Origin of the sequence: Rhodococcus sp. UYP9 (assembly GCF_040547235.1) — a bacterium.
Taxonomy (GTDB): domain Bacteria; phylum Actinomycetota; class Actinomycetes; order Mycobacteriales; family Mycobacteriaceae; genus Rhodococcoides.
Genome location: NZ_JBEPPH010000006.1, coordinates 229,151 through 249,303 on the forward strand (window position 1 = coordinate 229,151; position 20,153 = coordinate 249,303).

The window sequence follows — 20,153 nt, forward strand, 5'->3', positions numbered from 1 at the left end:
ATGGCCAGTGTGAAGCACGGAGCGCAGACTGCGAAACCGGCAGCAGTAAAGCGGACCCGCCTGAGTCCGGAAGATCGTCGAGCGCAGTTGATCGCACTCGGAACCGACATGCTCTCCGAACGTCCCCTCGAGCAGATTTCGGTCGAAGACATCGCCGATCAAGCAGGCGTTTCCCGCGGTCTGCTGTTCCACTACTTCGCCTCGAAACGGGACTTTCACCTCGCCATCGTCCGCGAGACCAGCAACACGATGCTCGAACGCACGGCGCCGGACACCAGTCTCGAACCATTGGAACTCCTCCGCGAATCAGTGGCCAATTACGTCGACTACGTCACCGAGAACCGAGACACCTACATTTCGCTACTCCGAGGAACAGTAGGGGGAGACGCCGATATGCGAGAGGTGTTCGAGCAAACCCGGACCACCATGGCCGACCGAACCGTCACCCAGCTCTACAAACTCGATATCGAGCCCACACCGACCATCCGCCTTGCCGTACGCGGCTGGATCGCGTTCGTCGAAGAAGCGACCATCTCCTGGCTCCGCGACCCTGAAGTAAGCCGCGAAGAAGTCATCGCGCTCAACGTCGCGGCTCTGCCGGCGGTTGCACTCACACCCGACATGGTCAACGCGCTGTTCGGAGCGGACCTCGGCTAGCTCTTCAGTCTTCGCCCGTTTGCTTGAATGGCGCACTGAAGTTATCTGATCGTATGAGTGGACCATTGAAGCGATGGGGCGGGCGCCTACAGTCCCGAAACGCCGAATGGCGCACCCGGTCGCTCGAAAGTGACCGAATGCGCCATCAGGCGTTGAGTGAACTACTCGCCGACGCCCGAGAAGGCCTCGTCGATGATTTCGAGCTGCTCGACGGCATGCACCTTGCTCGAACCCGAGGAAGGTGCCGACATCGCACGACGCGAAACCCGCTTGATGTTGCTGAGAACGTCCGGCATCAATTCTGGGAACGCGAGACCGAAGAACGGCCATGCACCCTGGTTCGCAGGCTCCTCTTGGACCCAGCGGAACTCGGTTGCGTTGGGGTAACTGTTGATCGCTTCGGTGATCCGGTGGACCGGGACCGGGTAGAGCTGTTCGATCCGGACGATCGCCACATCTTCGCGGTTGTCCTTCTGCTTGCGAGCGAGAAGCTCGTAGTAGAGCTTTCCGCTCACCATCAGGACGCGCTTGACCTTGCTGCGATCACCGGTACCGGAGTCGTAGGTCGGCTCGTCGAACACGGAGTGGAACTTGCCGTCGGTGAAGTCCTCGATGTTGGACACCGCGGCCTTGTTCCTCAGCATCGACTTCGGTGTGAAGACGATCAGCGGGCGACGGATTCCGTCCCGCGCGTGGCGACGCAGGAGATGGAAGTAGTTCGCCGGCGTCGACGGAACCGAGACGGTCATCGAACCCTCGGCGCAGAGCGTGAGGAATCGTTCGATGCGGCCCGAGGTGTGGTCCGGACCCTGTCCTTCGTGACCGTGCGGCAACAGCAGCACGACGTCGGCCAGCTGTCCCCACTTCGCCTCACCGGAGGAGATGAACTCGTCGATGATGGACTGCGCACCGTTGACGAAGTCGCCGAACTGCGCTTCCCACATGACGAGTGCATCGGGGTCACCGACGGAGTAGCCGTACTCGAAGCCGACGGCTGCGAATTCGCTCAGTGCGGAGTCGTAGACCATGAACTTGCCGGGATTCTCGCTGCCGATGTTGTGCAGCGGGGTGTACTCGGCGCCGGTCTTGCGGTCGATGATGACCGAGTGCCGCTGGGAGAACGTTCCGCGACGGGTGTCCTGGCCGGAGAAACGAACGTTGCGTCCCTCGTCCACGAGGCTGCCGAGAGCCAGAAGCTCACCGAATGCCCAGTCGACCTTGCCTTCGTACGACATTTCGCGACGCTTTTCGAGTACCGGCTTCACGCGCGGGTGCACGCTGAAACCGTCCGGAACCTCGAGATGCGCGTCACCGATGCGGTGCAGAACCGACTTGTCGACCGCCGTCGTGAGCTTGGCGGGCAACTGCTGGTCGAGTTCGACCGACTCGCTGGGCTCCGGTGTGTACTTCTCGAGTTCGCGAACCTCGTTGAAGACGCGTTCGAGCTGGCCCTGGTAGTCGCGAAGCGCGTCCTCGGCCTCCTTGAGGGAGATGTCGCCACGGCCGATCAGCGATTCGGTGTAGCTCTTGCGAACGCTGCGCTTGGTGTCGATGAGGTCGTACATCGCCGGCTGCGTCATCGATGGGTCGTCGCCTTCGTTGTGTCCACGCCTGCGGTAGCAGATCATGTCGATGACGACGTCCTTGTGGAACTTCTGCCGGAAGTCGACGGCGAGATGCGCAACGCGTACGCAGGCCTCGGGGTCGTCTCCGTTGACGTGGAAGATCGGTGCGCCGATCATCTTCGCGACGTCGGTGCAGTACTCGGACGAGCGGGAGTGCTCGGGTGCGGTGGTGAAGCCGACCTGGTTGTTGACCACGATGTGCACGGTTCCGCCGGTGCGGTAGCCGCGCAGAAGCGCAAGGTTCAGCGTTTCTGCGACGACGCCCTGGCCTGCGAACGCTGCGTCGCCGTGGAGCATCAGCGGTAGCACGGAGAATCCGCCTTCGCCTGCACCCTTGTCGAGCAGATCCTGCTTGGCGCGGACGAGCCCTTCGAGGACGGGGTCGACTGCTTCGAGATGAGACGGGTTCGCGGTGAGCGAGACCTTGATGTCGTTCTCGCCGAACATCTGGATGTACGTGCCCTCGGCGCCGAGGTGGTACTTCACATCGCCCGAGCCATGTGCGGCTGCGGGGTTCATGTTGCCCTCGAACTCGGTGAAGATCTTCGAGTAGGGCTTGCCCACGATATTGGCGAGGACGTTGAGACGACCGCGGTGCGGCATGCCGATGACGACTTCGTCGAGTGCGTACTCAGCACTCTGGTCGATGACCGCATCCATCATGGGGATGACGGATTCGGCGCCTTCGAGCGAGAAGCGCTTCTGGCCGACGTACTTCGTCTGCAGGAACGTCTCGAATGCCTCGGCTGCATTGAGCTTGCTCAATGTGTACTTCTGCTGTGCCACGGTCGGTTTGACGAGTGTCGTCTCGACGCGGTCCTGCAGCCAGGCGACCTGATCGGTCTCGAGGATGTGGGTGTATTCCACACCTACGTGGCGGCAGTAGGAGTCACGTAGGACGCTGAGTACGTCGCGAAGACGCATCTTGTCCTTGCCGTGGAATCCGCCGACCTTGAACTCGCGATCGAGGTCCCACAGCGTGAGGTCGTGGCTGATTACATCGAGATCCGGGTGCATCCGGAACTTGTCCTTGGTGAACTGCAGCGGATCGGTGTCGGCCATCAGGTGACCGCGGTTGCGGTACGCGGCGATCAGTTCGAGAACGCGAGTGTTCTTGTCGACCGTTCCCTCGGGCAGATCCTTGCGCCAGCGAATCGGCTCGTACGGGATCTTGAGTGAGTGGAACAGTTCGTCGTAGAACTCGTCGCTGATCAGCAAGTTGTGGATCGTGCGAAGGAAGTCGCCCGATTCCGCACCCTGGATGATTCGGTGGTCGTACGTCGAGGTGAGGGTCATCAGCTTGCCGACGCCCAGCTCGGCGAGACGTTCGTCGCTCGCGCCCTGGAACTCCGCAGGATATTCCATTGCGCCGGCGCCGATGATCGTCCCCTGGCCGCTCATCAGACGTGGAACCGAATGCACGGTTCCGATACCACCGGGGTTGGTCAGCGAGATCGTGACGCCCTGGAAGTCCTCGCCTGTCAGCTTGCCGTCACGCGCACGACGGACTACGTCCTCGTATGCGTTGTAGAACTGAGCGAAAGTGTGATCCTGTGTGCCCTTGATCGCGGCGACGACGAGGGTGCGGTTGCCGTCCTTGCCGGGTAGGTCGATGGCAAGACCGAGGTTGGTGGCACTGGGTGTGACCGCGTTCGGCTTGCCGTCGATCTCGGCGAAGTGGGTGTTCATGGTCGGGAACGACTTGATCGCCTGAACGATCGCAAATCCAAGGATGTGCGTGAACGAAATCTTTCCGCCGCGTGTACGCGCGAGATGGTTGTTGATCACCAACCGGTTGTCGACCATGAGCTTCGCCGGGATCGCGCGCACGCTGGTCGCTGTCGGGATCTGCAGAGAAGCAGTCATGTTCCGCGCGACGGCTGCTGCAGCTCCGCGAAGAATTTTGTTGGTCGGTTCGCCGGCGTCGCTCGTGGACGCAGTAGCGGGCTTTGCGGCAGCAGCGGTCAAGGTTCCACCTGCGGCTTTCGACGTCGCGGGCTTGGAGGTCGGCGCAGGCTTGACTGCGGCGGCCTTGGGCGATTCGGTCTTCACCGGTGCACTTCGGGGAGCTGGAGCGGTGCCGTTCGATCCGGAAGCGCTCGTCGCCGATGCGTTGCTCTCGGAAGTAGCGGCGCTGCTGGAGGCGGGCTTCGCTGTACTGCCATTCGGGACAGACGCAGTGTCACCTGCCGGAGCGTCCGGGTCGTAATCGGTGAGGAATTCGTGCCAGCTCGCATCCACAGACGCTGGGTCTTCCTTGAATCGCTGGTACATCTCGTCGACCAGCCATTGGTTTTGTCCGAATTGGGTAGTAGAGCTGCTGCTCACGGCAGTAGTTCGCCTCGTCTCTTCTCTTTGTTCCCGATCAACGCGCGTACATAGCCAGGCTAACCCGCTCCCGGTATGTGCAAGCGCCCGGGACGGAGCCGTGATAAGTACTCACGAGTAACTATCGGCTTCATTGCTGATGACTCCTCGGTCTATCGGTTTATTCCCTCCTCGTGTTTCGGCCGCATTCCACAGCTGTGTGTAGAAGCCTCCGCGAGCGCGTAAACGATCGTGTGTGCCTACCTCGACGATACGTCCGGAGTCCACGACGACGATCATGTCGGCGCGCGCCGCAGTCGCCAGCCGGTGCGCCACGACGACAGAGGTCCGCTTGCGGAGCACGGCGTCACTCGCCGTGAGAACTATTCGCTCGGTAGCGGGGTCGAGCGTGGCTGTCGCCTCGTCGAGGAGCAATAGGTCGGGGTCGACCAATTCGGCTCTGGCCAGCGCGATCAGCTGTCTTTGGCCGGCGGACAAGCCTTGCCCGCGCTCACCGACCGGCTGGTACATACCGCTGCGAAGTCCGGCGATGATGTCCAAAGCCCCGACCGCGCGGGCGGCGGATTCGATGTCGGCACGGCTCGCATCGGGGCGTCCGAAGGCGATGTTGCTTGCTACATCGCCGGTGAACAGGTGCGCTTCCTGCGGTACGACTCCGAGTCGGCGACGGTATTCGGAGAGCCGATATCGACGCAGATCGGTGCCTCCCACACGAACCGAACCTGACGTCGGATCGTAGAAACGGGCCAGCAATTTGATGACCGTCGACTTGCCGGCGCCGGTGTGGCCTACGAGTGCAACGGTGGTTCCCAGGGGGATTGTGAGATTGACCTCAGTGAGTGCATCGGTCTGGGCGCCTGCGTAGCGAAAGCTCACATTGTCGAGATGAACATCGCTGCGCAGCTGACCGCCCTCGATCGGCACGGTGTCGGTGTCCGAGCCGGCCTCGATGGAACTCGGCGTCCGCAACAGATCGCCGATCCGGCTCACACCCACACTGGCCTGTTGGTAACCGTCGAAAATCTGGGACAGCTGCTGGATCGGTCCGAAGAGTAGACCGAGGTAGAGCACGAACGCGACGAATGTGCCTGCCGAAGTCGAACCGGTCGCCACCTGATGGGCCCCGACGAAGACGACGAAGGCCAATGCCACGTCCGAGAGCAGTGTGATGAACGGGAAGAACACCGAGATCGCTCGCTGAGAGCGCATCCGGCTCCGACGGTATCGATCGGCACGTTCGGCGAACTGGGTAGCGGCGAACTCTTCGCGACGATATGCCTGTGCGGACCGGAGTCCGGCGACGTTTTCCTGGAAGTCGGCGTTGACGGTCGAGATTCGTTCGCGGGATTGGGAGTACGCGACGGCGGAGACCTTGCGGAAGATGATCGTCGCGAGTATCAGCGGTGGGACCACCGCGAGTGCGACGAGTCCGAGTGTGAGATCGGTGACCAGCAGTGCGGCGGCGATGCCGATCACGGTGAGCAGTGAGACGACGGCGGTGGATGCACCGGTCTGGATGAACGACGACAGCGCGTCCACGTCGGTCGTCATCCGAGTCATGATGCGGCCGGAGAGTTCGCGTTCGTAGTAGTCCAAGCCGAGTCTCTGGATGTGCGCGTAGCTTTTGACCCGTAAGCCGAACAGGACTCGTTCTCCGGCCCGTGCGGTGATCATGGTGGTCGCGGCGATGACGAACCATCCCACTGCTGCGAGTACGACGCCGAGTGTTGTCGCGGCCCACAGTGCACTCGGATTCCCTTTGCTGACTCCGTCGTCGACGGCAAAACGCACGATCGAGGGAAAAGCAATCGCCGACAGTGAGTCGAGCGCCAGCAACACCACGACGGTCGCAAGGAGGAGTCGGACGGGTTTCAGTAGACGTGAGAGTCGAAAATGTGGGTCCGCGGCTCGTATCTCCGCATCGGAGGCATGCGGATCCTCGGTTGCCGGTGGTAACGCGTCGACTGCAGCTTGCAGTTGCGGCGTCGATGCGACATTGCCGAGTGAGCCCGATGTCGGTCTGCCCCTGCCCGTCGGTGGGGCGGAGGTGAGCGTGCGGTGGGAAGCGGAATCGACCGGCTTGTCGAGTTCGGGCCACAGCATCGCCTCGGTCGGCTCGGCACTTCTTTCGCTGGTGCCCGCGGGGATGTCTTCGTGTCCTTCTCCGTTTGCGAGCAGCAGGCGGAACAGTGGGCAGCGCTCGTCGAGTTCGGCGACCGTCCCGGAATCGATGATGCGGCCGTCATCGAGTACTGCCACGCGGTCTGCCAGGGTCAGCGTCGAGCGTCGGTGCGCGAGTATCAGGGTTGTTCTCTTACGCCCAGCGCGAAGCGCATCGAATATTGCTGCCTCGGTGGTTGCATCGACAGCCGAAGTCGCATCGTCCAGGACGAGGATTCGCGGATCGGTCAGGAGTGCTCTGGCCAGTGCGATCCGTTGCCGCTGCCCACCGGACAGGGTGAGGCCGCGTTCGCCGACGACCGAGTCGTAACCGTCTGGCAAGGCGTCGATGAACGAGGATGCTTCGGCCAGAGTTGCCGCGCGGGCGATGTCCTCGGCGGTGGCGTCGGGTCGGCCGAGGGCGATGTTCGCGGCAATGGTGTCCGAGAACAGAAACGGTTCGTCGAAGACGAGACCGACGGCGCCGCGGAGTTGCTCGGCGCTGATGTCGGCGACGTCGAATGTCCTCCCGTGCGACGTCAGCGCAACCGAGCCGATTCGGGGGCTGTAGAAGCGGGGGAGCAGTAGCGACAGTGCGGTCTTTCCTGAGCCCGCGTGCCCGACTATCGCGACGCTTTCCCCTGGCGCGACGGTGAGATCGAAGGATCGAAGCACGTCGCGTTCTTCCTCGAAGCCGAAGGTCACGGCGGAGAGGTCCACTCCCAGTGGTCCGTCGGGGAGGTGGGTGGGATGCTCGGGCTCGGGGACCGAAGGCTCGGTGTCGATGACCTCGTAGACACGCTCGACGGCTGCTCGGGAGAGTTGCGCCATGATGATGACCGAGGACAGCGTGCGGGTTACCGCCGACAGCGTTGCCACGTACGTCGCGAAGGCGAGGAAGGTACCGATAGTGATGTGGTCGGTCATGGCGAGGTATCCCCCGAGTGCGATGACACCGACGAGTCCCAGTTGGGGGATTGCCGCCATCGACGGAGTGAATCGGGAGTTGATTCTGGCCGAGCGCATGCGTTCGGCGAAGAGTGTGCGGCTCAGGTTCTCGAGCCGGTCGACCGCTCTGGCTTCCTGCCCGAAACCTTTGACGACGCGCACTCCGGTGACGGTTTCCTCGACGTGCTGGGCAAGGTCGCCCGCGCGTTGTTGCGCCGACCATGTTGCTGCATACAGGGTCGGCCGAATGCGATAGACGACGATCGACACTGCTGGAACGATCAACAGTGCTACTGCGGTCAACAGTGGCGACAGATACGCCATCACGACCAGGGCGAGGACGAACTGCAGCAGTGCCCCGGCCGACAACGGCACCATCGCCAGCAACCCCTGAACGAGTTGCAGATCGGTGATGGTCCGCGAGACGACCTGCCCGGTTCTGATGTCGTCCTGGCGTCGACCGTCCAGGCGTTGCAGTGACGCGAGTAGACCGAGCCTCAGATCGTGTTGGACGTCGATCGACAGTCGGCCGGCCAGGAATCGTCGACCGAACTGGCAGCCGAACCGAACGACGCCGAGTCCACCGATCGCGATGGCGATGGCACCGATGGTGCTGCCTTCGTCTGCGCTTGCGTCGTCGATTGCGATGCGTGTGAGCAACGGGAAAGAGATATCGATGACGGCGGCGATCATGGTTACCGCCAACGCACCCGCGGCGGTGCGGCGGTGAATCCAGCATTGAGCTCCGAGACGGCGGATCCAGCCAGGGGATCTTCTCACCGATCGTTGGGCGCTAGGGGTAGTCGACATCACGGTCAAAGGTAGACCGCGCTACCGACATGGTTCTCAGCTGATATCGCGTTCCCTGGTCCGCAGCCAGCCGACACCGGCAATGGCGAGACCCCACACGAGCAGGCCGAACGGCGCCACCGGCCATGGCATGAAGAATTCGCTCTCGACCTCGCCCACACTGACCGTCGCGAGAGTGACCGCCGACGGCGTCACCACCGAGATGTTGCCGAGGCCGATACCCGACACTATCGAGGTCGCAACGAGTTCGCCGATCGGATACCACGCGACGATGATGATCGCGGGCCAGGTCGGGGAGCCCATCAGGAGTCCGAGCCCCGCCCCGATCAAGGACCAGACGACGACGGCGAACAACCCCATGGCGAGCATGCCGATCACCGCGCCGGACAGCACGAAAGGTTCGCTCGAGAACAGCAGCAGGCACACCAGGCTGACGATCTCGACCAGGAGGCCGTATCCGAGTGCGAACAGAGCGGTGACACCCAGCTTGGCGGCGATGACGCGGTCACGACTCGTCGAGGTCAGAAATGATGTGGTGATCGTGTCGTACCGGAATTCGGTGCCACCGTTCACCGCTCCGAACACCGCGACGAACATCATCGTGAACCCGAGGGCGACGTAGAGCCCCACGATTCCGAAGCCGCCCGACAGTTCGAACTCGTAGTCGGAGGTGGAGTTGGCTATCGACGCGGCGATCGCGCTGGCGCAGATCCCGACGAAGACCGGTGGTATGGCCAGCGCCCACCAGAATTTGAGGGTGGTCACCTTGCGTATCTCTGAGGTGATCAACGTAGTCATCGTCGACCTCCGTCCCAGGGAGACTGGCCGTAACCGAGGGGAGGAGCGTAAGCAGGGGGCTGGGGATAACCCGGTGGTGGTCCGTACCCAGGCGTTCCGATAGTGCCCGCGGGTGTCGCGGTGTACTGCCCGGCAGTCATCGAAAGAAATACTTGCTCGAGGTCTGCGTGCTCGTAGGAAGCACCGAAGACGGTCAACCCGGACTCCGACGCTATGCGCGTGACGGTGTCCGTGTCGCTCCCGGCGACGCCGAGTCGGCCGTCGGGAAGCAGTTGTGCGTTCGTGATTCCGTTGGATGCAAGTGCCAGGGCGAGTGCGGCCGGATCCGATACGGCAACGAGTGTTCGGCTCGGCCGCGAGGCACGAAGCTGATCGATCCCACCCTGATACATCAGTGAACCGCCACTGATGATCACCAGATTGTCGACCGTCGCCTCGACTTCGCGGAGTAGGTGGCTGGAGATGAGTACGGTCCTTCCGCCTGCCGCGTAGGACTTCAGAAAGTCGCGGAGCCAGGCGATTCCCTCGGGGTCGAGTCCGTTGGCAGGCTCGTCGAGTACCAGAATCTCGGGATCGCCCAGGAGTGCCGTCGCCAAGGCGAGTCGCTGACGCATTCCGAGGGAAAATCCGCCGACCTGACGGTTTGTCGCGTCCCCGAGGCCGACGAGTCGGAGAACGTCGTCGGCGCGGCTGTCGGGCACACCGATCGACGCGGTGAAGATGCGGAGGTGGCCGGCCGCGGTGCGCTTGGGGTGCAGACTGCGTGAATCGAGTACGGCACCGACGGCGCGAGCCGGGTGGCGCAGAGCCGAGAAGGGTGCACCGGCCACGAGACCGACTCCGGCGCTCGGTTTCGCCAGGCCGAGCAGCATCCGCAGAGTTGTGGTCTTACCGGATCCGTTGGGGCCGAGAAATCCTGTGATGGATCCGCGTGGGACCACGAAGCTGAGGTCGGACACTGCGCGAATCGAGCCGAAGACCTTGGTGAGGCCTTGCGCTTGCAGTGCGTGGACCGCGAAGCCGTTCGTCCCTGCGTAGCCGCCTGTCATGGATTCGATTCCCCCGGATCGTCGAACGTGAGCTACCCGGGATCGAGTGAACTTCCCGACCCCGGGTTCAGGTTACGACGTTCGCGAGTGCTCAGAGAAACGCGGCAGCAATCTCGCGATACACCTCGGACGGATCCGCCTGGTCCGGCAACGCATGCACGATGACGTGGGAGGCGCCGGCGTCGATGTGCTGGCCGAGTCGCTGGGCGATCGCGGCTGCATCTCCATGGGCGACAAGGGCATCGATCAACCGGTCGCTGCCGCCGTCGCCGATCTCCTCTTTGGAGTATCCGAGGCGCTCTAGGTTGTTGGTGTAGTTCCGCAGGTGCAGGTACGGATTGTTCACCGGTGGCCGCCCGATGTCTCGGGCCCTTTTCGGATCGGTGTCGAGGACCACTTTGTGCTCGGGGGCGAGGACTTTGTCCGGTCCCAGAATCGCCCGAGCCTCGGCTGTATGTTCGGGAGTCGTCAGATAGGGGTGGGCTCCCGCGGTGCGGTCTGCGGACAGCTTCAACACTTTCGGTCCCAAGGCCGCGAGTACCCGACGCCCGATGGGGACCCCGCCCTCGTCGAGGGCATCGAGGTAGTCGACCAGTGCCTCGTACGGCTTCTTGTATTCCTGCGTTGCCTCCGGGTGCCCCGCACCGACACCGAGCAGGAATCGCCCCGGGTGTTTCTTTTCGATGCGGTGGAACGATTCTGCGACCTCCGGTGCGTCCGCGGACCAGATGTTGACGATCCCGGTCGCCACGACGATCGACTCGGTTGCATCGAGAACCTCCTCGGCCGAGGCCAGATTCGCAGGCGGGGAGCCGCCGAGCCAGATGGCGCCGTAACCGGCTCCTTCGATCGTGTGGGCCAACTCGGGTGGGATCCCCGAATAGTGACGCCAGATTCCGATCGTGCCGAGTTCAGGTGTGACGGTGATGGTCATGTCCATGACCAACACCGCTGCGCACGGCTCTAATTCCTGCGGACTACTCGTCCGGCTCGATGATCCGGGTCTCCGGCCACGCGCGCGGTGCCGGTCCGAATGCTTCGCGTGAATTCTTGATGACGCCTTTGCCGATCATGCGGTTGCCTGTTCCACCGATCACCGCGCCGATTCCGGCAGGCAGAAGTTTGCCGAACAGCAGAGCGCTACGTTTGGCGAAATACTTCGAGACGAACTTCTTGGCGAGGGACTTGTTCATGTTGGTCATCGCTCCACCCGGAATTCGAGTGGTGACGAGCGATCCCCAGTTACGTGCGCTGGTCCCGACGGTCTTCTGCACGATCTGCATTCCCGATTCGCCGAGCGCGACCGACAGGACGAGCGCACGTCGCTGCTGGTGGTCGTGGACCGCGATACCGTGCACCGAGGCCACCGACAGCGTCAACAGTGCGGAAGACTCGATGAAGAATGCCGTCTCTGCACCGACTGCAGCAAGGGAAGCTACGGTCCCGATCGCCGGTACCGCTGCGGCGCCACCCACCGCGCTTCCGCTTCCGGTCACTGCGAGCAGAAAGCGATTCTCCAGGCGCTCGATCAGCTGCGCGGGAGTGTCGTTCGGATGGGCTCGACGCATGTACCCGACGTACTTCTCGACGGCCGGTCCCTGGATCCTGCTGCCGTGGTCGAGGATTTTCACGAGCGCCTGTTCGAGGCGACCGCCCTCCTTGATCATCTCGACCTGATCCTTGTTCTTGTCCTTGCTCGCCATCCGCACTCCGATCGATGTGAATTCTTTGGTTTTCGGTCGTTGAGCGCTGGTACCCGTTCACATTCGGTTCTACCCTGCAATGGTGGCCGGTGTATCCGAGGGCGCGCGCGGAACCCCGAGCGCTCGGCTGCGTCCGTATGTCGCGTCGTACAGCGGATATCGACTGTCGGGTTACGAGCCCGGTGAGCATATCGGGATGCCGAGTCCGCATCTGACTGTGATCATCGCCATCGGCCCCGAGCTCGAGATCGCAGATTCGCCGCGACAGGGGTCCTGCGCTTTCGAGACACTTGCCAGTGGCATCTCCGCCGAACCTGTCATCATCACGCACGACGGCAACCAACACGGGATTCAGCTGTCGTTCACCCCCGCCGGTGCCCGTGCGCTGTTCGGGATCCCCACTGCCGCGCTCGGTGACTGGATGGTCGACCTCGGCGACGTCATGTCCGGCGCTGGCGAACTCCTCGATCGAGTCGCCGCGACCGAAGACTGGGACAGACGGTTCGACGTTGTCGACGAGATCCTGGCTCGCAATCTGGAAGAACGGCCCATCGATCCGACGCTCGCAGAAGCATGGCGGCAGTTGGTCGGGTCGGGTGGCTCGGCACGGGTGGGTGAGGTAGCCCAGAACGTTGGATGGAGCCGGCGACATCTGATCAACAAGTTCACCGCCGAGTTCGGTGTCGCGCCGAAGGACTCGGCCCGCATTTCGCGGTTCCACCGCTCACACCAAGCTCTGCGCAGGCCGTCAGTACCTCTGTTGTCCGAGGTCGCTGCAGGCTGCGGCTACTACGACCAGGCGCACATGGCCCGGGAATGGCGTGAGTTCGCGGGCATGTCTCCGTCGCAGTGGCGTCGAGTGGAGGAGTTCGCATTTGTCCAAGACCACGACGGCAGTCGGAGCGCACGATGATGTCCATGACCGAAACAACGATGACTTCCAAGATGACCACCAACACTCGAACAACGATCTGGCCCACCCTCAACTACAACGACGCGCATGCCGCCATCGGATACCTCGTCGACGTTCTCGGCTTCGTGGAGAAGGCCGTCTACGGCGAAGGCGACCGTGTCGACCATGCAGAACTGCTGTGGCCGACAGGAGGAGGCGTGATGCTCGGGAGCGTCCGCGAGGGCAGCGCTCTCGGCGGCCTCCCCCCGGGAGTCGGGTCCGTCTACATCGTCACCGACGAACCCGACGCGATTCACGACCGCGTCGTGTCCGCCGGTGGCAACGTCACTCAGGGGTTACAAGACGAGGACTACGGCAGAGGGTTCACTTGCCGCGACCCCGAGGGCGTTCACTGGAGTTTCGGGACCTATGCCGGAACCCAATGATCGGCGGGCACCACTTCGTCGGCCTTGGGCGGTGAGGGGGCGGTGCCCTCGCCGAATGGTCGACCGCCGAGTGATTCGCGTCCGTGCGGCTCCAGCCAGCCGTGCAGATACGGGCCCTCGGGCACGATGCCTGTCGGGTTGATATCGGTGTGCACGAGGTAGTAATGCCGCTTGATGTGGTCGAAGTCGACTGTGTCGCCGAAGCCCGGTGTCTGGAACAGATCGCGCGCGTAATTCCACAGCACTGGGATTTCGCTGAGTTTGCTGCGGTTGCATTTGAAGTGGCCGTGGTAGACCGGATCGAACCGCACGAGCGTGGTGAACAGGCGGACGTCGGCTTCGGTGATGGTGTCGCCGACGAGATAGCGCTGGCCGCTCAGACGTCCGGCGAGCCAGTCGAGGGCGGTGAACAGTCGGTCGTACGCCTTGTCGTAGGCCTCTTGCGATCCGGCGAAACCGCAGCGGTAGACACCGTTGTTGACCTCGGTGAACACTCGCTGGGCTACCTCATCGATTTCGGCGCGCAGCGGCTCGGGATACAGATCCGGTGCGCCCGGGCGGTGGTACTGCTTCCACTCGGTGGACAAGTCGAGTGTGATCTGCGGGTAGTTGTTGGTGACGACCTCGCCGGTAGCGATCTCGACCATCGCGGGCACGGTGATGCCCCGCGGATAGTCGGGGAAACGCGCGAAGTACGCCTCCTGCAGGCGCTCGATCTTCAGCACTGGATCTACCCCGCCCGGCTCCTCGTCGAAATTCCAACTGCGCGGGTCGTGCGTAGGGCCGGGAATCGACAGCGACAGCACATCCTCGAGTCCGAGCAGACGACGAACGATGATCGATCGGTGCGCCCACGGGCACGCCCGAGCGGCGACGAGTCGGTAGCGACCGGGCTCTACGGGATAGCCGTCGCGCCCGTCGGCGGTTATCCGCGTTTCGATGTAGTTGGTGTCTCTGTTGAATTCCTTGCCTGGTTCGACGTAGGTCATGGAGCCAACGTTACGTAGTTCCCAGCTCGACGGAGATGAACACGCCCCACTCCTCATAACCGAGACGTGAACCGAGCCTTCGGGCGGTCCCGTTCTCCGTGCTTGTCTGCCACTGCGGGATCAGTCCCTCGTCTATCGCGTCGTTCGTTGCGAGCCGTGCGACGACCTGAGCGTTGCCGCGTCGGCGCGCGAGCGGTGCGGTCAGAACGCCGACGTCGGCGAGAATGCCTTCCCACTCGAGGTACGCCGCGCAGGACAGGGGCGCGGCGGACTCTGCCGGGCGATCGTCGGAGAGGAGAGTGAACCACGACCGCTTGCGCGTCAGATCCGCACTGAGTAGGTCATCCGGCGCGCACAGGGCGTCCAGTGCGAGAACGTGCCCTAGGTCGTGGGAAATGAGTGGGTCGTGAAGATCGATGGTCGTGCCGATGTCGGCGGCATAGGACAAGACGATGGGTCCGCGGCTGCGTCCGGACACCGAGGAATCCAGTAGCGAGAGAGTTCCACGCTCGGCCAGCTCGTCGTCGGATCGGTGTTCTGCGGCCTCCAGCGCCTGCTCCGGCCCCACCAGGACGCTTGCGTCCCCTAGCCGCAGGAACGTGACCTCGGTCGCATCGGGATCTACCTGCAGATATCGGATACCGGGCTTCAGCGCCGCGTCGGGCAGTCCGAGGCGGCGGGACCAGGCGAGTCGGACAATGTCGTGATGATGTGAATCCACCGGTCCAAGGGTATCCGGGCCCGCCGAAAAATAAGTTTTAAGACTTTTTTCACCCCGGCGTATCGCAAATGCCAAATGAATGGCATGATCGGGAGTGAGATTGGAGCTTCGACGTGAAGGTCCAGCTCGCTACAGAAGGTTTACGGTATGACGCAGGGCAGTGTTAAGTGGTTCAACGGCGAAAAGGGCTTCGGCTTCATCGAGCAGGATGGTGGCGGACCTGACGTGTTCGTTCATTACTCCGAGATCCAGGGAACTGGCTTCAAGTCTCTCGACGAGGGTCAGCGCGTGGAGTTCGAGGTTGGACAGGGCCAGAAGGGCCCCCAGGCCACCGGCGTTCGCGCTATCTGATCCCCCTAAAGGATCGCCACCCGGAAATGCTGACGGCTTAAGCTGTCCGACTCCGAGTTTTCAAAGGCCGGATATCCGAAGAGAAATCTTCGAGTATCCGGCCTTTGTGCTGTGCGCCTCCGCCGCAGGTGAGTGGGAGTGCGGCCCATCAGGTCGTACTCCCACTCGCGTGCGCGCTACAACCCGAGATCGCGCCCGATCAGTTCCTTCATGATCTCGTTCGATCCGGCCCAGATCTTGGTGACGCGTGCGTCCTTCCATGCGCGAGCCGCTCGGTATTCGTTCATGAACCCGTAGCCGCCGTGCAACTGCACGCAGTGATCGAGGATCTCGTTCTGCACCTGCGAACTCCACCACTTTGCTTTCGCGGCATCGATGGCAGTGAGTTCACCGGCACCGTGAGCGACGATGCAGTTGTCGATATATGCCTGCGCCACATCGAGTTTCGTGGTCAGCTCGGCGAGCAGAAACTTGTTCCACTGAAGCGAACCGATTTGCTGGCCGAAGGCCTTACGGTCCTTGGCGTACTGCAGTGTCTCTTCGAGGATCGGTCGTGTGTGCCCAAGATTGGCAACCGAGCAGCTGATGCGCTCCTGAGGGAGCAGTTGCATCATGTGGATGAACCCTCCGTCGAATTCACCGATCATGTTGCTCGCGGGCACGCGAACATCTTCGAAGAAGAGTTCGGCGGTGTCGGACTCGGGCTGGCCCACCTTGTCGAGCTTGCGTCCACGGGAGAACCCCACCGCGTCCTTCTCGACGGCGAACAAGGTGATGCCCTTCGCCTTCTTCTCAGGCGTGGTGCGCGCGGCGACGATGACGAGGTCGGCGCTGTTCCCGTTGGTGATGAACGTCTTGGATCCGTTGATGATGAAGTCGTCACCATCCCTGACTGCGGTGGTCTTCAACGCGGCGAGGTCGGAGCCCCCGGAAGGCTCGGTCATCGCGATCGCGGTGAGCAACTCGCCGGTGCAGAACTTCGGCAGCCAACGCTGTTTCTGCTCCTCGGTCGTCAGTTTTACCAAGTACGGCGCGACGATGTCGACGTGAATGCCGAAGCACGACGCTACTGCCGCGCTCGAGCGGGAGAGTTCCTCACCGAGGACGGCGTTGAAGCGGTAGTCCTCGGCGCCGCTACCACCGTATTCTTCTGGAACCTCGAGCCCCAGGAACCCGTTTCGGCCGGCTTCGAGCCAGATGTCGCGGTCGATGAAGCGCTGTTCGATCAGCTTCTCTTCGCGCGGGGTGATGGTGCGGGTGACGAACTCGCGGACGGATTCGCGGAACGCGTCGTGGTCCGCGTCGAACAAACTGCGCTTCATGTATTCCTCCAAGTAAGGGCACTCTTGGAAAATGTACCCGTTGGTAACTTCTGCTTCTGTGGCGATGTGGCACGCTGAACCACATGGCTGACCACCCCACTTCGCTAGTTCGATACTTCACCGATGCCGGCGCCGAGGTTGCCGTCCTGACTTTCGATCACGGACCGCTCAATTTGTTCGATCAGGCGATGTTCGACGCCGTCGCCGCGGATGTAGCTGATCTGACTGCACGCCCGCCGCGCGCGGTGCTGCTGCGCGCGGAGGGCAAGGTCAATTCCGCAGGGGTGGATGTGCAGGTCTTCGAGGGACTCACTGCGCAGCAGGGGGCCGATATGTGGCGTCAGCTTTTTGCTGACATCGCCCACCCGCTCGAGGCGCTGCCGTGCCCGGTCGTCTACGCCGCTCATGGGCTGACTCTGACCGCGGCATTCGAGATTTCCCTCGCCTGCGACATCATTGTCGCTGGGCCCAAGGCAAGATTCGGCCTCGTCGAAACCGTCGTCGGGCTGACTCCGTCGATGGGCTGACTCCGTCGATGGGCGGCCCGCAGCGCTTGGCCGAACGGGCAGGTTCGGGTCGCGCTCGCGAGCTCGTCATGACCGGTGATCTGTACGACGCCGAAACGATGCGTGAGTGGGGCGTCGTCAACGCCATCCACCCCGATGTCGACGCGGCAGGAAGTTCCCTGGTCGAGCGGTTGGCCGCCGGTCCGACGGTGGCTCACGCTGCCACGAAAAAGATTGTGGCAGCGTGGCGCTCGGGAGGTGTCGCGCATGCTGACGAGATCACGTCGGAGGTGTCGGGTGCGTTGTTCGAGACGGATGATCTACGCGGTGCGGTGAAGAGTTTTCTGGAAAACGGCCCCGGTAAGGCGGTTTATTCGGGCAAGTAGTGTGGGGTGGATGAGTTTGCCTCTCGCTGAATTGCACATGCACATCGAGGGTTCGTTGGAGCCCGATCAGATTTTCCAGTTCGCGGAGCGTAACGGTATTCGGTTGCCGTATGCGGATATCGACGAGTTGCGTGGGTTGTACGAGTTCACGGATCTGCAGTCGTTTCTCGATCTTTATTATGCGAATACTTCGGTGCTGCGTACTGCTGAGGATTTCGCCGATCTGGGGCGGGCGTATTTCGCGCGTGCCAAGGTTGCCGGTATCACGCATGCGGAGGTTTTTTTCGATCCTCAGGCCCACACCAGCAGGGGTGTTGCGTTGGAGGCGGTGGTGGAGGGGTTGGCCGATGCTGCGGCGTCGAGCGAGCGGGAGTTCGGTGTCACGAGCGGTTTGATCGCTTCGATTCTGCGGGACAAGCCGGTCCTGCATGCCAACAAGTTGCTCGAGGATTTGTTGGCGATGAAGGCGCCGATCATCGGCCTCGGTCTCGATTCGGCGGAGGTGGGTTTCCCGCCTTCGTTGTTCGTGGATGTGTTCGCGCGCGCGCGGGCGGAAGGCTTGCATGTCGTTGCTCATGCGGGGGAGGAAGGCCCGGCCGAATACATCTGGCAGGCGCTGGACTTACTGGGCGCCGAACGTATCGATCATGGGGTTCGCTGTCTGGAAGACGAGGCGTTGGTGAATCGTCTTGTCGAAGAGGAAATTCCATTGACCGTCTGTCCGTTTTCGAATGTTCGGCTCAAGGTCGTCGATACGCTTGCCGATCATCCGATTCGTCAGATGATCGAGCGGGGGCTCGTGGTGACGGTGAATTCGGATGATCCGGCTTACTTCGGCGGCTACGTCGACGACAACTTCGCTGCCCTGACCGATCAGCTCGGTCTGACCGAACGTGAGCGAGAGATTTTGTACGACAACTCGATTCGCGCGTCGTTCAGCTGACGGATACCGAAATTTGCGGGTATCCGGTTGCGCCGTCGGGTACGGTGTCGGCGGTCATGGATGTCTGGATGTCGCCGTTCGCGTCGCTGGCTCGTGCACGAATGGTGTGATTGCCCGGTGGCGCGTCCCATTCGAGGACCCATTGCCGCCAGGTATCTTTCGAGTATTCCTCGGACAGCGTCGCGGGCATCCAGTTGCCTTCGTCGATCTGGACGTCGACCCCCGAAATTCCGAGGTGCTGGTGCCAGGCGACGCCGGCGATCATGGTCTTTCCTGCCTGGACGGTTCTGCCGGAGCGGGGCGTGTCGATGCGTGAGGCGGTCTTGATCGGTCCGAGTTCGCCCCATCCCCGGTCGGTCCAGTATGCGGTGACCTTGTCGAATCGGGTCACTTCGAGGTCGGTGACCCATTTGGTGGCGGAGACGTAGCCGTAGAGTCCGGGCACCACCAGTCTGGCTGGATAGCCATGGCGGACGGGCAGTGGTTGGCCGTTCATACCGACTGCGAGCAGTGCATCGCGGCCGTCGAGCAGCACCTCCAGTGGGGTTCCTGCGGTGAACGCGTCGTAACTCGAGGAGAGTACCATGTCGGCGCCGTCTTGGATACCGGCTTCTTCTAGAAGATCTTTCAGCGGGTAACCGATCCAGGTGGCATTGCCGACCAGGTCGCCGCCGACGATGTTGGAGACGCAGGTCAGGGTCACGGTCTTTTCGACGGCTTCGCGTTGCATCAGATCCTCGAAGGTGATCTCGAGTTCCCGCTCCACCATGCCGTGGATGCGGAGTTTCCAGGTGTCCGATGGCACTTGCGGTAGCACCAGTGCGGTGTCTATTCGGTAGAAGTCCTCGTTCGGGGTGATGTATGACGGAAGGCCGTCGATGTTCATCGTGGTGTTCAGATCGGCGCCGGGCGGGATCGGAACTTGTGGTTTCGGTGTCGGAAGCAGAAATGCGAGGCGGTTGGCCGTGACGTTGCGGGCTTGTCCGATCATCCGGCCGGCGGTTCCGGCAACTACCGCGAGCGCTCCCGCAGCAACGGCAAGGCCGAGGAAACTCCGTCTGCTCATACCTTGTGTCGGCTCGGGTGATTCGGCGGCGCGGATCAGCGCGTTCAACACCACGATCCCGACGGCGACGCCCGTGACGGTCGGGATGGCGTCGAGCAGGTTGTTTCCGGTGCGAGTCAGCGCTGCAATCACCCCGACGGCGCCGAGTCCGACGAACAGCACGGCGCCGTGTGGAGCGCGCATTATGCCCGCGAGGGCTGCGAGCGCGGCGATGATCAGTGACATCCCGACGAAGAGGGCCGTTTTGTCGGAGGTGCCGAAGGTGTCGATCGCCCATTCGCGGACTGCTTCGGGGGTGTTGTCGACCACCGCCGAGCCCACGGCATAGAACGGAGAGGAGTTCGGGCCGAAGGGAACCGAGACGAGTTCGCCGACGCCGAGAATCACTCCTGCCGCAAGGAGACCGGATAGTGCACGCTTCAACATCACTCCACGATAAGCGGTGCTCTCGCC

Annotated in this window: 15 protein-coding genes and 1 pseudogene; 6 read left to right on the forward strand and 10 right to left on the reverse strand. The window is 62.5% G+C overall.

Annotation, left to right across the window (positions count from 1 at the left end):
• On the forward strand, window positions 1-657 hold the full coding sequence (locus ABIB36_RS17960; RefSeq protein ID WP_084345995.1) for a TetR/AcrR family transcriptional regulator: 657 nt from the start codon (window positions 1-3) through the stop codon (window positions 655-657).
• Window positions 658-818: 161 nt separating this feature from the next.
• Here ABIB36_RS17960 and ABIB36_RS17965 read toward each other — a convergent pair whose 3' ends face one another.
• The 6 genes from ABIB36_RS17965 to ABIB36_RS17990 form a co-directional block, all read right to left on the reverse strand.
• The gene (locus tag ABIB36_RS17965; RefSeq protein ID WP_354561528.1) at window positions 819-4,610 is read right to left on the reverse strand and encodes a multifunctional oxoglutarate decarboxylase/oxoglutarate dehydrogenase thiamine pyrophosphate-binding subunit/dihydrolipoyllysine-residue succinyltransferase subunit; all 3,792 of its coding nucleotides are present in this window, start codon (window positions 4,608-4,610) and stop codon (window positions 819-821) included.
• A 111-nt stretch (window positions 4,611-4,721) separates the two neighbouring features.
• Window positions 4,722-8,528: an ABC transporter ATP-binding protein gene (locus ABIB36_RS17970; protein ID WP_354561530.1), complete on the reverse strand. Its 3,807-nt coding sequence runs from the start codon at window positions 8,526-8,528 to the stop codon at window positions 4,722-4,724.
• 36 nt (window positions 8,529-8,564) lie between these two features.
• The gene (locus ABIB36_RS17975) at window positions 8,565-9,326 is read right to left on the reverse strand and encodes an ABC transporter permease (RefSeq protein WP_084345992.1); all 762 of its coding nucleotides are present in this window, start codon (window positions 9,324-9,326) and stop codon (window positions 8,565-8,567) included.
• The gene (locus tag ABIB36_RS17980; protein WP_354561533.1) at window positions 9,323-10,375 is read right to left on the reverse strand and encodes an ABC transporter ATP-binding protein; all 1,053 of its coding nucleotides are present in this window, start codon (window positions 10,373-10,375) and stop codon (window positions 9,323-9,325) included. Before ABIB36_RS17980 ends, ABIB36_RS17975 begins: the two co-directional genes overlap by 4 nt.
• 91 nt (window positions 10,376-10,466) lie before the next feature.
• Complete coding sequence (locus ABIB36_RS17985) at window positions 10,467-11,315, reverse strand: LLM class F420-dependent oxidoreductase (RefSeq protein ID WP_502944925.1); 849 nt, start codon at window positions 11,313-11,315, stop codon at window positions 10,467-10,469.
• 37 nt (window positions 11,316-11,352) lie between these two features.
• On the reverse strand, window positions 11,353-12,042 hold the full coding sequence (locus ABIB36_RS17990) for a hypothetical protein (protein ID WP_179142246.1): 690 nt from the start codon (window positions 12,040-12,042) through the stop codon (window positions 11,353-11,355).
• 115 nt (window positions 12,043-12,157) lie between these two features.
• Here ABIB36_RS17990 and ABIB36_RS17995 point away from each other — a divergent pair, with 115 nt between their 5' ends.
• Both ABIB36_RS17995 and ABIB36_RS18000 read left to right on the forward strand, forming a co-directional pair.
• Complete coding sequence (locus ABIB36_RS17995) at window positions 12,158-12,991, forward strand: helix-turn-helix domain-containing protein (RefSeq protein WP_502944926.1); 834 nt, start codon at window positions 12,158-12,160, stop codon at window positions 12,989-12,991.
• Between the two features lie 32 nt (window positions 12,992-13,023).
• The gene (locus tag ABIB36_RS18000; protein WP_502944928.1) at window positions 13,024-13,416 is read left to right on the forward strand and encodes a VOC family protein; all 393 of its coding nucleotides are present in this window, start codon (window positions 13,024-13,026) and stop codon (window positions 13,414-13,416) included.
• On the opposite strand, the gene ABIB36_RS18005 is transcribed toward ABIB36_RS18000, so the two are convergent.
• Together ABIB36_RS18005 and ABIB36_RS18010 are read right to left on the reverse strand one after the other, a co-directional pair.
• The gene (locus tag ABIB36_RS18005; RefSeq protein WP_354561540.1) at window positions 13,398-14,405 is read right to left on the reverse strand and encodes a glutathione S-transferase family protein; all 1,008 of its coding nucleotides are present in this window, start codon (window positions 14,403-14,405) and stop codon (window positions 13,398-13,400) included. The genes ABIB36_RS18000 and ABIB36_RS18005 overlap by 19 nt on opposite strands.
• 10 nt (window positions 14,406-14,415) lie before the next feature.
• Complete coding sequence (locus ABIB36_RS18010) at window positions 14,416-15,126, reverse strand: GNAT family N-acetyltransferase (protein ID WP_354561542.1); 711 nt, start codon at window positions 15,124-15,126, stop codon at window positions 14,416-14,418.
• A gap of 147 nt (window positions 15,127-15,273) precedes the next feature.
• Between ABIB36_RS18010 and ABIB36_RS18015 the strand changes: the two genes are divergently transcribed.
• The gene (locus tag ABIB36_RS18015; RefSeq protein ID WP_068369974.1) at window positions 15,274-15,477 is read left to right on the forward strand and encodes a cold-shock protein; all 204 of its coding nucleotides are present in this window, start codon (window positions 15,274-15,276) and stop codon (window positions 15,475-15,477) included.
• A gap of 176 nt (window positions 15,478-15,653) precedes the next feature.
• Here the strand turns inward: ABIB36_RS18015 and ABIB36_RS18020 are convergent, their stop codons facing one another.
• Window positions 15,654-16,799, reverse strand: a complete 1,146-nt coding sequence (locus ABIB36_RS18020) for an acyl-CoA dehydrogenase family protein (protein ID WP_354561544.1) — start codon at window positions 16,797-16,799, stop codon at window positions 15,654-15,656.
• Between the two features lie 83 nt (window positions 16,800-16,882).
• On the opposite strand from ABIB36_RS18020, the pseudogene ABIB36_RS18025 reads away from it, so the two are divergent.
• Window positions 16,883-17,691 (forward strand): annotated as a pseudogene (locus ABIB36_RS18025) (enoyl-CoA hydratase/isomerase family protein).
• Window positions 17,692-17,701: 10 nt separating this feature from the next.
• Window positions 17,702-18,634: an adenosine deaminase gene (locus tag ABIB36_RS18030; protein WP_084345985.1), complete on the forward strand. Its 933-nt coding sequence runs from the start codon at window positions 17,702-17,704 to the stop codon at window positions 18,632-18,634.
• Here ABIB36_RS18030 and ABIB36_RS18035 read toward each other — a convergent pair.
• Window positions 18,627-20,126, reverse strand: a complete 1,500-nt coding sequence (locus ABIB36_RS18035; protein ID WP_354561547.1) for a molybdopterin-dependent oxidoreductase — start codon at window positions 20,124-20,126, stop codon at window positions 18,627-18,629. The two genes, ABIB36_RS18030 and ABIB36_RS18035, sit on opposite strands and share 8 nt — an antisense overlap.
• Window positions 20,127-20,153: the final 27 nt, after the last annotated feature.

What these genes read in the sequence shown, in the direction of transcription:
- ABIB36_RS17960 (WP_084345995.1), top strand. Translation starts at nt 1, where the DNA reads ATGGCCAGTGTGAAGCACGGAGCGCAGACTGCGAAACCGGCAGCAGTA.
- ABIB36_RS17970 (WP_354561530.1), bottom strand. Translation starts at nt 8,528, where the DNA reads ATGTCGACTACCCCTAGCGCCCAACGATCGGTGAGAAGATCCCCTGGC.
- ABIB36_RS17975 (WP_084345992.1), bottom strand. Translation starts at nt 9,326, where the DNA reads ATGACTACGTTGATCACCTCAGAGATACGCAAGGTGACCACCCTCAAA.
- ABIB36_RS17980 (WP_354561533.1), bottom strand. Translation starts at nt 10,375, where the DNA reads ATGACAGGCGGCTACGCAGGGACGAACGGCTTCGCGGTCCACGCACTG.
- ABIB36_RS17985 (WP_502944925.1), bottom strand. Translation starts at nt 11,315, where the DNA reads ATGGACATGACCATCACCGTCACACCTGAACTCGGCACGATCGGAATC.
- ABIB36_RS17990 (WP_179142246.1), bottom strand. Translation starts at nt 12,042, where the DNA reads ATGATCAAGGAGGGCGGTCGCCTCGAACAGGCGCTCGTGAAAATCCTC.
- ABIB36_RS17995 (WP_502944926.1), top strand. Translation starts at nt 12,158, where the DNA reads ATGGTGGCCGGTGTATCCGAGGGCGCGCGCGGAACCCCGAGCGCTCGG.
- ABIB36_RS18000 (WP_502944928.1), top strand. Translation starts at nt 13,024, where the DNA reads ATGACCACCAACACTCGAACAACGATCTGGCCCACCCTCAACTACAAC.
- ABIB36_RS18005 (WP_354561540.1), bottom strand. Translation starts at nt 14,405, where the DNA reads ATGACCTACGTCGAACCAGGCAAGGAATTCAACAGAGACACCAACTAC.
- ABIB36_RS18015 (WP_068369974.1), top strand. Translation starts at nt 15,274, where the DNA reads ATGACGCAGGGCAGTGTTAAGTGGTTCAACGGCGAAAAGGGCTTCGGC.
- ABIB36_RS18020 (WP_354561544.1), bottom strand. Translation starts at nt 16,799, where the DNA reads ATGAAGCGCAGTTTGTTCGACGCGGACCACGACGCGTTCCGCGAATCC.
- ABIB36_RS18030 (WP_084345985.1), top strand. Translation starts at nt 17,702, where the DNA reads ATGAGTTTGCCTCTCGCTGAATTGCACATGCACATCGAGGGTTCGTTG.
- ABIB36_RS18035 (WP_354561547.1), bottom strand. Translation starts at nt 20,126, where the DNA reads ATGTTGAAGCGTGCACTATCCGGTCTCCTTGCGGCAGGAGTGATTCTC.